We start from the raw sequence: 12,685 nt of genomic DNA, 5'->3' as shown, positions 1-12,685 counted from the left end.
TCAGCGGCCGTGGCTGTCGGTGTAGGCCAGCAGGGCCAGGAAGCGGGCGCGCTTGATAGCGGTGGCCAGCTGACGCTGATAACGTGCTTTGGTACCGGTGATGCGGCTTGGAACGATTTTGCCGGTCTCGGATACATAAGCTTTCAGAGTGTTGAGATCTTTGTAATCGATCTCTTTCACGTCTTCAGCGGTGAAGCGGCAGAATTTACGACGACGGAAGAAACGTGCCATGTAATAGGCTCCTCAAAAGGTCCGTGGATTACTCGTCAGCGTTATCGCTGTTGTCGCTGTCATCACTATCAGCGCTTTCAGCGCCTTCGTGCTCAGGACGGTCGCGACGCTCACGGCGCTCACTGCGGTTTTCTTCAGCCTTGAGCATCTCGGATTGGCCGGTAACGGCTTCTTCGCGACGGATGACCAGGTTACGGATCACTGCATCGTTGTAGCGGAAGTTGTCTTCCAGCTCGGCCAGGGCCTTGCCAGTGCACTCAACGTTCAGCATCACGTAGTGAGCCTTGTGAACATTGTTGATTGCGTAGGCCAGTTGACGACGGCCCCAATCTTCCAGACGGTGGATTTTGCCGCCGTCTTCTTCGATCAGCTTGGTGTAACGCTCAACCATGCCGCCGACTTGCTCGCTTTGATCCGGGTGGACCAAAAAGATGATTTCGTAATGACGCATGAATGCTCCTTACGGGTTGTAGCCTGCCGCTCAAAAGCGGTCAGACAAGGAGTGAATGACACTTATGGACTTGCTTGCGATAGACACATGCGTGCCTGCCGTCACAGCAAGGGGCGCAATTGTAGAGAAGGGACAGGAGAGGCGCAAGGCAATTGGTGATTATTTGAACAATCATCGATCTTTGCCCAAGGCACAAAACACTGTGGGAGCGAGCCTGCTCGCGAAGGGGGCATAACTTTCAACATTGATGCTGAATGTTACTCCGCTTTCGCGAGCAGGCTCGCTCCCACAGGGGTTGCGTACAAATCAGGACTTTTTGTTGGTCCCGGCTGCTTTAACGCTGCGCTGACGCTGCGCCTCGAACAGGCAAACACCGGTCGCCACGGACACGTTGAGACTGCTGACGCTGCCAGTCATTGGCAAATGCACCAGGTAGTCGCAAAGATCGCGGGTCAGGCGACGCATGCCACTGCCTTCTGCGCCCATGATCAGAATGGTCGGGCCGGTCATATCTTGCTGATACAGACTCTGCTCAGCCTCGCCCGCCGTACCGACAACCCACAAACCACGCTGCTTGAGTTTTTCCAGGGTGCGCGCCAGGTTGGTCACGGCGACCAACGGAATCACTTCCGCCGCGCCACAGGCCACTTTACGGACCGTCGGGGTCAGCGTGGCTGACTTGTCCTTCGGCACGATCACCGCCAGCGCACCGGCCGCATCGGCCGAACGCAGGCAAGCGCCGAGGTTGTGCGGATCGGTCACGCCGTCGAGCACCAGCAGCAGCGGTGCGCCTTCAGTACGGTCCAGCAGTTCGTCGAGCATCGCCTCACCCCAGACCTGGCTAGGACTCACGTCCGCCACCACGCCCTGGTGAACACCCTCAACCCACGCATCCAGCTCACGACGCTCGGCCTGACCGACCGCAACGCGGTTCTGGGCGGCGAGTTCGATCAGCGTTTGCACGCGAGGATCACTGCGACCTTCCGCCAGCCAGATCTGCTTGACGCGTTTCGGGTGGTGACGCAGCAATGCTTCTACCGCATGCACGCCGTAGATCTTTTCCAACTGACTCATGGTTTGGCCTTAGGTTTACGCGCCCCGCCGCTTCTGCCGGCTGGAGCAGCACCCGCTTTTGGCGGGCCTTTACGATGTTTGCTCGGTTTTGCTGGCTTGCCGCCGGGAGCCTTGTCAGGCGCCGACCGCCCGGCCTTTCCCCCAGACGCCGCTTTACCGCCGCTTTTCGCTTCAGACAGCAACGCCTGCTTCATTTCACGACTTTTACGCAGTTCGGCATTTTTCGCCGCGGCATCGCTTGGACGATAGGCTTCGACAGCCTTTTCCTTGGCAGGACGACGACCGGTTTTTGCCGGTGCCGGTTCTGCGGCGGTTTTAGCGGCAGGAGCGGTTGTTTCGGCTCCGCGCTTCTTGCGGCCAATTGGCGCGCTGATGGTTTTTTCAGCCATCTCGAAGTCAATCTTGCGTTCGTCTAGATCAACGCGCATCACGCGCACTTCAACGGTATCGCCCAGACGGAAGCTGCGACCGGTACGTTCACCGGCCAAGCGGTGGTGCACAGGATCGAAGTGGTAGTAATCGCCCGGCAGCGCGGTGACGTGCACCAGGCCTTCGACGTAGATATCGGTCAGTTCGACGAACAAGCCAAAACCGGTCACGGCGGTGATCACACCCGGGAACGATTCGCCCACGCGGTCTTTCATGAACTCGCACTTGAGCCAGTTCACCACATCGCGCGTGGCCTCGTCGGCACGGCGCTCGCTCATAGAGCACTGCTCGCCGAGTTGCTCCAGCGCCGCTTCGTCGTACGGATAGATGCGCGCTTTCGGAATGGTCATCGCGCCAGCACGGCGAACGTGCGGCGTGTTCTGCTTGGAATGGATGACGCTGCGGATCGCCCGGTGCGTGAGCAAGTCCGGGTAGCGGCGGATCGGCGAGGTGAAGTGGGTATAGGCTTCGTAATTCAGGCCGAAGTGGCCCTGGTTATCAGCGCTGTACACCGCCTGGCTCAACGAACGCAGCATGACGGTCTGGATCAGATGGAAATCCGGACGGTCCTTGATGCTTGCCAGCAAGGCCTGGTAGTCCTTCGGCGACGGGCCATCCTTGCCTTTGTGCAGGGACAGGCCGAGCTCACCCAGGAAGGCGCGCAGTTTTTCCAGACGCTCCGGCGGCGGACCATCGTGGACGCGGTACAGCGCCGGGATTTCATGCTTTTTCAGGAATTCGGCGGTGGCCACGTTGGCCGCCAGCATGCATTCCTCGATCAGCTTGTGCGCATCGTTACGAACGGTCGGGCGGATTTCGGCAATCTTGCGCTCGGTCCCGAAGATGATCCGGGTTTCCTGCGTTTCGAAGTCGATCGCGCCACGCACGTGACGAGCGGCCAGCAGCACTTTGTACAGCGCGTAAAGCTGCTTGAGGTGCGGCAGAACGTCGTTGTACTCGCCACGAAGCTGACGCGCCTCGGTGAGTTTCGGCGTTTCCAGCATCGCGCTGACTTTGTTGTAAGTCAGGCGGGCGTGGGAGTGAATCACCGCTTCGTAGAAGCAGTAGTCGGTCATTTCGCCGGACTTGGAGATGGTCATCTCGCAAACCATGGCCAGACGATCGACGTGCGGGTTCAGCGAGCACAGGCCGTTGGACAGCTGCTCAGGCAGCATCGGCACAACGCGCTCGGGGAAGTACACCGAGTTGCCGCGAACCTGGGATTCGTTGTCCAGGGCCGAACCGATTTTCACATAGCTGGAAACGTCGGCAATCGCCACGTACAACTTCCAGCCACCGGAGAACAGGCGCAGCTTGCCCGGCTTGGATTCGCAGTAAACCGCGTCATCGAAGTCGCGCGCGTCTTCACCGTCGATGGTCACAAACGGCAGATGACGCAGGTCGATGCGCTTCTCTTTGTCTTTCTCTTCGACTTCCGGCTTGAGCTTGGCGGCTTCTTTCAAGACCGCTTCAGGCCAGACGTGAGGAATGTCGTAGGTGCGCAGGGCGACATCGATTTCCATGCCCGGCGCCATGTAGTTGCCCACGACTTCGACCACGTCGCCTTGCGGCTGGAAGCGTGGTGTCGGCCAGTGAGTGATCTTCACCTCAACGAATTGACCGATCTGGGCATTGGCATTGCGGCCCGGGGTGACCAGCACTTCTTGCTGGATTTTCGGGTTATCCGCAACGACGAAGCCGATGCCGCCTTCTTCGAAGTAGCGACCGACGATGGTCTCGTGAGCACGGGAGACCACTTCGACAATCATGCCTTCGCGGCGACCGCGACGGTCGAGGCCGGAGACACGGGCCAGGGCACGGTCGCCGTCGAATACCAGGCGCATTTGCGCCGGGCTCATGAACAGGTCGTCACTGCCGTCGTCCGGAACCAGGAAGCCGAAGCCGTCACGGTGACCGCTGATGCGGCCCAGGATCAGGTCGAGCTTGTCCACCGGCGCATAGGTGCCGCGACGGGTATAGATGAGTTGAGCATCGCGCTCCATGGCGCGCAGGCGGCGACGCAGGGCTTCGATCTGGTCTTCTGTGGTCAGACCAAACTCTTCGACCAGCTGCTCGCGGTTAGCAGGCGAACCTCGATCAGCAAGGTGCTGAAGGATCAGTTCGCGGCTAGGAATAGGGTTTTCATATTTTTCCGCTTCACGAGCGGCCTCGGGATCGAGGGACTGCCAATCGGCCATTAGAGAGTTTTCACCTTGTCTATATGCGGGTTAGTTTGGCATAGGCGTAATGAAACGGGAAATTTCAAGCTATGACAGCCCTTCTAAAGCCCTTTATCGACATCGCAACGCTGATTTGAAGACCACTGGCGAAATTTTCCAGGTTTTTTTGATATCGGGGGTTTACAGTTAAAAAGACGCTCCGTATAGTGCGCGCCATCGACGACGCAGACGCGCTGCCGATACTGCCCAGATGGTGAAATTGGTAGACACGCCAGCTTCAGGTGCTGGTGACCGCAAGGTCGTGGAAGTTCGAGTCTTCTTCTGGGCACCAATTTCGAGCTTGAGATTAGTTCAATTTCAAGGCTCACACAAAAACCCGCGAAAGCGGGTTTTTGCATTCTAAGCATCTGATTTAATAAATCTAAATCAGGGGTTTACAGATCAAAACGCTCTCCGTATAGTGCGCCACATCAACAGCGGCAACGCTTGCGATGAATGCCCAGATGGTGAAATTGGTAGACACGCCAGCTTCAGGTGCTGGTGACCGCAAGGTCGTGGAAGTTCGAGTCTTCTTCTGGGCACCAATTCAAATTCAAGGTCACGATCTTGAATTTCACAGAAACCCGCGAAAGCGGGTTTTTGCGTTTCTGGCTTCCGAAAACCAATCCCCCTCTTAAGAAACACACGACCTGTAACAGCTGGCGAAGCCTGCGTTCGGCTGCGCAGCAGTCGTGAAATCAGGCGATGCGGTGTTTCAGGAAATCCGCGCATTCAGGATTTACGACTGCTTCGCAGCCGAACGCAGGCTTCGCCAGCTGCTACAGGTGCTGCGCCTGCCGCTCTAGCAGACACTTCCCAGGCCAGCAAGGCGCACTTGAGAAACAATATCGTTTATCATTGTTGCAAGTTTTTGCAATGCGACAGTGAGGAACCTTGCGAATGATGTTTCGAAATACCCTGCGCCGCGGCCTGACCTTCACCCTCCTCGGCCTGGTACTCGCCACTCCCCTCACCCAGGCTGCCGACCCGGTTTCCCTGACACTCTATAACGGTCAACACAAGGAAGTCGGTGACGCCATCGCCAAGGCTTTCGAAGCCAAGACCGGCATCCACGTCAACGTGCGTAAAGGCAGCAGCAACCAGCTCGCCAGCCAGATCGTGGAAGAAGGCGATCGCTCCCCCGCCGATGTGATTTACACCGAAGAGTCGCCGCCGTTGAACAAACTGGGCGAGCAAGGCCTGCTGGCCAAGACTGACGACGCCACACTGGCGGTTTTACCCAAGGAATATGTAGCGAGCAACGGCACCTGGATTGGCATCACGGCTCGGGTGCGGGTCGTTGCGTTTAACCCCAAACTAATTGATGAAAAGGACCTGCCCACGTCGGTGATGGATTTCTCCAATCCAAAATGGCAAGGCAAGGTCGGCTTCGTGCCTACCAGTGGCGCCTTTCAGGAACAGGCCGTCGCGATCATCAAAGTGCACGGCATGGATGCGGCCGAAGAATGGCTGACCGGCCTGCGCGCGTTCGGCAAGACCTACAGCAACAATATGGTCGCCCTGAAAGCCGTGGAAAATGGTGAAGTCGCCACCGTACTGGTGAATAACTATTACTGGTTCGCCTTGCAGCGCGAGAAAGGCCAGCTCGATTCGAAACTGCATTACTTCACCGGCGGCGACGTTGGCGGGCTGATCACCGTTTCCAGCGCGGCCGTGCTGAAATCCAGCAAACACCCACAAGAAGCCCAGCAATTCCTCGCCTATATGGCCAGCGAAGAGGGTCAGCGGGTAATCACCCAGACCACCGCGGAATACCCGCTGCACAAAGGCATGGAATCGGATCGCGGCCTCAAGCCGTTCAGCGAACTGCAAGCACCGAACGTCACGCCAGCGGATCTGGGCAATGCCGAACAAGCCCTGGACCTGGAACGTGACGTTGGCTTGAACTGATGAGCGCATCGTTATCTACCCCCGCCTCGCGCGGGGGTTACGTGCCACGGCGCAAGCGGCCATCAATCTGGCTGCTGCTGCCGGTTCTGCTGCTGGTCGTGCTCAGTCTGTTGCCGCTGATGTACGTCGGGCTAAAAGCCTGGCAAGCCGGCTGGGCCGAGGCGCTGCATCTGCTGTGGCGGCCTTATGTGTTTGGACTTCTGCGCAATACGTTGGCACTGATGGCCGGCGTGACACTGGCCTGCGGCGTGATCGGCCTGTCACTGGCCTGGCTGCTGGAACGCAGCAATCTGCCGGGACGGCGTTTGTGGGGTGTCATCCTCTGCTTGCCGTTCGCCGTTCCGGCGTTTGTCAGCAGTTTTACCTGGGTTTCGCTCAGCGCTCACTTCGAAGGCCTGGGTGGGGCGATTCTGGTGATGACGCTGTCCAAGTACCCGCTGATCTTTCTGCCGGTTGCGGCAACGTTACGCAACCTTGATCCCTCTCTTGAAGAGTCCGCCCGCACGCTTGGACAGAATCGCTGGGGCGTGTTTTTCAGAATCACACTGCCGCTGCTCTGGCCATCATTGCTGGCGGGTTCACTGCTGATCGCACTGCACATGCTGGTGGAGTTCGGCGCGTTGTCGATCATCGGCTTGCAAACCTTTACCACGGCGATTTATCAGCAATTCGAACTGGAATTCAGCAACGCCAACGCGGCGATGCTTTCGGCGGTGTTGCTGGCGCTGTGCCTGGTATTGCTGTGGCTGGAACTGCGGGTACGCGGCAAGGGCCGGCATGTTCGTACCGGCCAAGGCGCGGCGCGGCAGGCGGAACAGGTTCAATTGGGTCCTTGGGCAGGTGTCGGACAGCTTTACTGCCTGACCCTGGCGATCATCGGCAGCGGCATACCACTGGGAATGCTGGCGTACTGGCTGGCGGTCGGTTCCTCAGCCGCGTTCCCGGTAGCCGCAATCAGCGAGGCGCTGCTGTCATCTCTTGCGCTCTCCCTCGGCGGTGCAGCGCTATGCCTGGTGTTGGCCGTGCCGGTGGGATTGCTGGTGGTGCGCTACAAAGGTCAATTGGCGATCTGGGCCGAGCGTTTGCCGTATCTGCTGCATGCGCTGCCGGGCCTGGTGATTGCGCTGACGCTGGTGTATTTCGCGCTGCACTATGTGCCGGCGCTGTACCAGACATCGGCATTGCTGCTGATCGCTTATGCACTGCTGTTTCTGCCGCTGGCACAGGCGCCGATTCGAACGGCCTTGAACAAGGCTGCGCCGCAATTGGAAGAGGCAGCGCGCACGCTGGGGGCTACGTCGTTCACTGCGTTTTGCCGGATTACGCTGCCGATTATTTTCCCAGCGTTGGGCGCCGCGTTTGCGCTGGTGTTTCTGGATGCGATGAAGGAGCTCACGGCGACGCTGCTCCTGAGTCCGACCGGGCTCAATACCTTGGCGACTGAGGTTTGGGCGCATACCGCGAATGTGGAGTTTGCGGCGGCGGCGCCTTATGCGGCGCTGTTGATTTTGGTGTCTGGAGTGCCGGTTTATTTGTTAACAACTCGGATGTATTTGAGCCGTTGAGACCGCTTTCGCGATCAGGTCGAATCGTCGCACCGTCGCCCCCACAGTGGTTGTTGGTGAACACAAAATGTGTGAACACCTCAATCAACTGTGGGAGCGAGCCTGCTCGCGAAGGGGCCAGACCAGCCAATACAAATCTTACGCCCTGAACTGCCCCAGGCTCGCCTTCAATTGCGCCGCCAGCCCATCCAGCACCTTACCACTGGCCGTGGTTTCCACCACCGCCTGAGCAGCCTTTTCAGCCTGTGCATGAATGGTTTCAACCCGCCCCCGCACCGCCTGCGCGCCTTGCGCTTGATGCGCAGCGGCCTGAGTCGCCAGACCAATCGCCGCATGCACCTGCTCGACCGACGCCTGCACCGACTGCTGCAACCGCGCACTGTCGCGCAATACCAGCAAACCTTCGCTGGCCTGGCGTCCCGCCTGACCAATCGCAGCCACCGCTTCACGCGCGCCTTGTTGCAAGGCAACGATGTGCGCCTGAATGTCGCCGGTCGAACTCTGGGTCTTGCTCGCCAGCGCCCGTACTTCGTCAGCCACAACGGCAAACCCGCGACCGGTCTCGCCCGCACGCGCCGCTTCGATGGCTGCGTTCAGTGCCAGCAGGTTGGTTTGCTCGGCGATCCCATGGATCACCGTCAACACCACTTCAATCTGCTCACTCTGCTGCGCCAGCCGCTCGATGACTTTCGCACCGGTATCGACCTGCCCGGCCAACGCTTCGATCAGGCTGCCGACTTTCGCCGAGGTCCGGGTGTTTTCATCAGTGGCCGAACGAATGTCCACCACCTGCTGCAACGCAGCCTGCATGGCGTGGCTTTCAGACAGGGCTTCATCAGCCATCCGCGACAACGCGCGTAAACTCTCGGCCACTTCATCGCGCTGCATGCCCGCCGCCTTATCAGCCCCGGCATTACGCAGGGTCATGGCGCCGATTTCCACGCCGGTACGCTGAGCCACATCGCCCGCTTCGCGCACAATCGGCTGCAACTTATCCACAAAGCGATTGACCGCCGAGGCCATGTCGCCGATTTCGTCCTTGCTGTTGATCTGCACGCGCTTGGTCAGGTCGCCCTCGCCCGCCGCCAGGTCATCCATGGCGCTGATCAGCAGCTTCAAGCGGTTGACCACTCGACGTCCCAGCACCACGGCCAGCAACAGCAGCACACCGCAACCGACCAGCGCCAGGCCCATGCCGATGCGCCAGCGCAAAGTCGCCGCCGCTTCCTGCACAGTGCTCGCGGTATTGGCTTTCATTTCAGACGCCGTGGACTGCGCCGACTGCAAACGCGCGCCCATGGCCGCGGCACTGTCTGCGGCCGCACCCTTGAGGCTATCGCCGACCAGTTGATCACTGCTGGCAATCAGCGCCGAGAAACGCTTGTCCAGGGCCACCAGGTCGGTTTCCACCGAGGCGGTGGAGACCCCCATCACAACCTTGCCGATTTCCACGCCATTAGGGTTGATCGAAGCCTCAAGGTAATAAACCGATGGATCGTTCTTCGCCGCATCCAGCACCTTGTCCAGCGCGCGCTCGCCCTGACCTTTTTCCAGCAAGGCCTTGTTGATCGGGTTTTCGCGATTCAGATAACGCGTCAGGTGCTGCCCCGCTGCATCGTCGTAAACCACGAACAACACATTGGGATTACGCTGTGCCCGACGGGCAAATTCAGACAGGGTTGGAACGTCGCTGTCCCACATGGCGCGGGGGGCGACCGAGGCCAGAAGCTGCGCCATATCATTGGCGGAGTCCTTCAGGTCTTTTTCCAGCATGGCACGCAACTGCGCCTGTTCATCCTTCAAACGCGAGGACAAACCGGCCGTGAGGCGTTGACGCGTGCTGCTCGAGAGGCTGTCGAGGCTCGACGTGACTTCACGCCCTGCCTGCTCAAGCTCGCCAGAGAGTTTTTGACTGTCGGCGCCAAGGCGCACACCCAGATCGGCTTCCAGCGCAGTCACTGTGCTCCGGGTCAGGGCAACTGCCACCAGCACCTGCACCAAAAGGGCGATACCCAAGGTAACGAACACAGGCCGCAACAAACGGCTTTGTAACAATGAGAGAACGGCTGACACTTAAAATCCCTCTGCTTGGGCGCCATTAAATTGATGGCGCGCTGGAAGCGATGCTTTTAATCAAGATCACAGCAAAGGTCATGCCGTCCGACAGGCATAAACGACAAAGGCCCCAATTAAGGGGCCTTTGTGTTGTACATCAACGACTTATCAGGCGAACGGGTGACGCAGAACGATGGTTTCGTTGCGGTCCGGGCCCGTCGAAATAATGTCAATCGGCGCACCGACCAACTCTTCAACGCGTTTGATGTAGTTGCGAGCGGCTTGCGGCAGCTCTTCCAGCGTCTTGGCACCAACGGTGGATTCGGTCCAGCCCGGCATCACTTCGTACACCGGCTCCAGGCCGATGTAGCTGTCGGCGTCAGTCGGTGCGTCGATCACTGCACCATCCTGGTTCTTGTAGCCAACGCAGATGTTGATGGTTTCCAGACCGTCCAGCACGTCCAGCTTGGTCAGGCACAGGCCCGAAATGCTGTTGACGTCGATAGCGCGACGCAGGATGACGGCGTCGAACCAGCCGCAACGACGGGCACGGCCGGTGGTAGCACCGAACTCGTGGCCACGCTTGGCGAGGAACGCGCCAACGTCATCGAACAGCTCAGTCGGGAACGGACCCGAACCGACGCGAGTGGTGTAGGCCTTGGTGATGCCCAGGATGTAATCCAGGTACATCGGACCAAAACCCGAACCGGTGGCGATGCCGCCCGCAGTGGTGTTGGAGCTAGTGACGTACGGGTAGGTACCGTGGTCGATGTCCAGCAGGGAGCCTTGAGCGCCTTCGAACATGATGTCTTTGCCAGCGCGGCGCAGCTCGTGCAGCTCGGCGGTGACATCGAGCATCATCGGCTTCAGCAGCTCGGCGTACTCCATGCACTCGTCCAGAGTCTTCTGGAAATCGATCGCTGGCTCTTTGTAGTAATTGACCAGAACGAAGTTGTGGTAATCCAGCAACTCGCCCAGCTTGGCGGCGAAACGCTCACGGTGGAACAGGTCACCGATGCGCAGACCGCGACGTGCAACCTTGTCTTCGTAAGCCGGGCCGATGCCGCGACCGGTGGTACCGATCTTCAGCTCGCCACGGGCTTTTTCACGAGCCTGGTCCAGCGCTACGTGGTAGGACAGGATCAGCGGGCAGGACGGGCTGATACGCAGGCGCTCGCGCACCGGTACGCCTTTCTCTTCCAGCTTGATGATTTCCCGCAGCAGAGCGTCGGGTGCAACCACCACGCCGTTACCGATCAGGCACTGCACGCCTTCGCGCAGCACGCCAGACGGGATCAGGTGCAAGACGGTTTTCTCGCCGTCGATCACCAGAGTGTGACCAGCGTTGTGGCCACCCTGGTAGCGCACTACGGCGGCAGCATGTTCGGTCAGCAGATCAACGATCTTGCCTTTGCCCTCATCACCCCATTGGGTGCCCAGGACTACGACATTCTTACCCATAACACTTGTCCTCATTCGCGCAAACTTGGTGCCGGCGGCGGCCGGCAGGAAAACTCAAGAAGCCAGCGGCAATACTTGCCAAAGCCCGTTCTGCTGAATCAATTGCCGGTCGCAGTCCGCTTCACGGGCGGCGGCCAATGGTTGCCCAGGCAATGCCTGAACGACACGCTGACCCTCACTGCGCAACTGGCAAACCTGCTGCCAGAGTGCCGCATCCGTACTGTCAGGCATCCAGATACCGCCAGACGGTAGCTCGATTTCAGCACGCCCCAGGGTCACCAGGGTTTTCAAATCGGTAGAGAAGCCAGTGGCCGGACGAGCGCGACCGAAGTCGGCGCCGATGTCGTCGTAACGACCGCCCTGGGCAATGGACTGGCCAACACCCGGCACGAACACCGCGAATACCACACCGGTGTGGTAGTGGTAACCGCGCAACTCACCCAGGTCGAAGTACAGCGGCAGTTCCGGGAAACGCACGGACAAACGTTCGGCAATCGCCAACAGGTCGTCCAGAGCAGCCAGAACAGGGGCCGGCGCATTCGCCAGACGCTCGCGGGCAGCGCTCAACACTTCACGGCCGCCACACAAATCAACCAATGCGCGCAGCATGCCCGACAGATCGGCAGGCAGGCCTTCGGTCAAGGTAATGACCTCGTCGATGGCCTTACGTTGCAACGCATCAAACAATTGTTGCTCGACTTCGCCGGACAAGCCGGCGGCGCGGGCCAGGCCACGATAGATGCCAACATGGCCGAGGTCCATGTGCACATCCGGCACATCGGCCAGTTGCAGCATAGCCAACATCAGGCTGATGACTTCCACATCGCTGCTCGGGCTGCCATCGCCATACAACTCGGCACCCAACTGGATCGGGCTGCGCGAGGACGACAATGCGCGAGGCTGAGCGTGCAGCACGCTACCGGCATAGCACAGACGGCTCGGGCCTTCGCGGCGCAAGGTGTGCGCATCGATGCGCGCCACTTGCGGCGTGATGTCGGCACGGAAACCCATCTGCCGGCCCGATTGCGGGTCGATGACCTTGAAGGTACGCAGATCGAGGTCCGAGCCCGCGCCGGTCAGCAGGGATTCCAGGTACTCGATATGGGGAGTCACGACAAACTCGTAACCCCAGCTCTGGAACAGATCCAACACCTGACGACGCGCCACTTCAATGCGCGCCGCTTCTGGTGGCAGTACTTCTTCGATGCCATCTGGCAGCAGCCAGCGGTCTACCGTTGCCATTACGCCATTCCCCTATGATCCGGGCGGCAAGCCGTCGGGCGAGCCTT

9 protein-coding genes and 2 tRNA genes are annotated in these 12,685 nt (G+C 59.5%); 4 read left to right on the top strand and 7 right to left on the bottom strand.

Annotated features, from left to right (window positions below):
• The 4 genes from rpsR to rnr form a co-directional block, all read right to left on the bottom strand.
• Window positions 1-231, bottom strand: coding sequence for a 30S ribosomal protein S18 (gene rpsR / locus ACWGZX_RS17195; RefSeq protein WP_002551829.1), 231 nt, complete (start codon window positions 229-231; stop codon window positions 1-3).
• 28 nt (window positions 232-259) lie between these two features.
• Entirely contained in the window at window positions 260-682 is a 423-nt protein-coding gene (gene rpsF, locus ACWGZX_RS17190; RefSeq protein WP_003217491.1) for a 30S ribosomal protein S6, read from the bottom strand.
• Window positions 683-988: 306 nt separating this feature from the next.
• Window positions 989-1,756: a 23S rRNA (guanosine(2251)-2'-O)-methyltransferase RlmB gene (gene rlmB / locus ACWGZX_RS17185; RefSeq protein ID WP_452624722.1), complete on the bottom strand. Its 768-nt coding sequence runs from the start codon at window positions 1,754-1,756 to the stop codon at window positions 989-991.
• Entirely contained in the window at window positions 1,753-4,383 is a 2,631-nt protein-coding gene (rnr, locus tag ACWGZX_RS17180) for a ribonuclease R (protein ID WP_452624721.1), read from the bottom strand. The genes rlmB and rnr overlap by 4 nt, the downstream gene beginning before the upstream one ends.
• 226 nt (window positions 4,384-4,609) lie before the next feature.
• On the opposite strand from rnr, the gene ACWGZX_RS17175 reads away from it, so the two are divergent.
• The 4 genes from ACWGZX_RS17175 to ACWGZX_RS17160 all read left to right on the top strand — a co-directional run bounded on the left by ACWGZX_RS17175 (window position 4,610) and on the right by ACWGZX_RS17160 (window position 7,880).
• Window positions 4,610-4,696: transfer RNA gene (locus ACWGZX_RS17175), tRNA-Leu, on the top strand.
• A gap of 166 nt (window positions 4,697-4,862) precedes the next feature.
• Window positions 4,863-4,949, top strand: a tRNA-Leu gene (locus ACWGZX_RS17170).
• 355 nt (window positions 4,950-5,304) lie between these two features.
• Entirely contained in the window at window positions 5,305-6,315 is a 1,011-nt protein-coding gene (locus ACWGZX_RS17165) for an iron ABC transporter substrate-binding protein (RefSeq protein WP_452624720.1), read from the top strand.
• The gene (locus tag ACWGZX_RS17160) at window positions 6,315-7,880 is read left to right on the top strand and encodes an ABC transporter permease (protein WP_452624719.1); all 1,566 of its coding nucleotides are present in this window, start codon (window positions 6,315-6,317) and stop codon (window positions 7,878-7,880) included. Before ACWGZX_RS17165 ends, ACWGZX_RS17160 begins: the two co-directional genes overlap by 1 nt.
• Before the next feature lie 138 nt (window positions 7,881-8,018).
• Here ACWGZX_RS17160 and ACWGZX_RS17155 read toward each other — a convergent pair whose 3' ends face one another.
• The 3 genes from ACWGZX_RS17155 to ACWGZX_RS17145 all read right to left on the bottom strand — a co-directional run bounded on the left by ACWGZX_RS17155 (window position 8,019) and on the right by ACWGZX_RS17145 (window position 12,638).
• Entirely contained in the window at window positions 8,019-9,953 is a 1,935-nt protein-coding gene (locus tag ACWGZX_RS17155) for a methyl-accepting chemotaxis protein (protein WP_452624718.1), read from the bottom strand.
• A gap of 150 nt (window positions 9,954-10,103) precedes the next feature.
• On the bottom strand, window positions 10,104-11,396 hold the full coding sequence (locus ACWGZX_RS17150; protein ID WP_452624717.1) for an adenylosuccinate synthase: 1,293 nt from the start codon (window positions 11,394-11,396) through the stop codon (window positions 10,104-10,106).
• 54 nt (window positions 11,397-11,450) lie between these two features.
• Window positions 11,451-12,638 carry an ATP phosphoribosyltransferase regulatory subunit gene (locus ACWGZX_RS17145; RefSeq protein ID WP_007945592.1) on the bottom strand — a complete coding sequence of 396 codons (1,188 nt, stop codon included), beginning with the start codon at window positions 12,636-12,638 and terminating at the stop codon, window positions 11,451-11,453.
• Between the last annotated feature and the right edge of the window lie 47 nt (window positions 12,639-12,685).

This window comes from Pseudomonas sp. CLCA07 (assembly GCF_053615335.1).
This window is presented reverse-complemented; position numbering and strand designations above follow the sequence as displayed.

Coding starts and splice junctions, on each gene's coding strand:
- rpsR (WP_002551829.1), bottom strand. CDS start 231: ATGGCACGTTTCTTCCGTCGTCGTAAATTCTGCCGCTTCACCGCTGAA.
- rpsF (WP_003217491.1), bottom strand. CDS start 682: ATGCGTCATTACGAAATCATCTTTTTGGTCCACCCGGATCAAAGCGAG.
- rlmB (WP_452624722.1), bottom strand. CDS start 1,756: ATGAGTCAGTTGGAAAAGATCTACGGCGTGCATGCGGTAGAAGCATTG.
- rnr (WP_452624721.1), bottom strand. CDS start 4,383: ATGGCCGATTGGCAGTCCCTCGATCCCGAGGCCGCTCGTGAAGCGGAA.
- ACWGZX_RS17165 (WP_452624720.1), top strand. CDS start 5,305: ATGATGTTTCGAAATACCCTGCGCCGCGGCCTGACCTTCACCCTCCTC.
- ACWGZX_RS17160 (WP_452624719.1), top strand. CDS start 6,315: ATGAGCGCATCGTTATCTACCCCCGCCTCGCGCGGGGGTTACGTGCCA.
- ACWGZX_RS17150 (WP_452624717.1), bottom strand. CDS start 11,396: ATGGGTAAGAATGTCGTAGTCCTGGGCACCCAATGGGGTGATGAGGGC.
- ACWGZX_RS17145 (WP_007945592.1), bottom strand. CDS start 12,638: ATGGCAACGGTAGACCGCTGGCTGCTGCCAGATGGCATCGAAGAAGTA.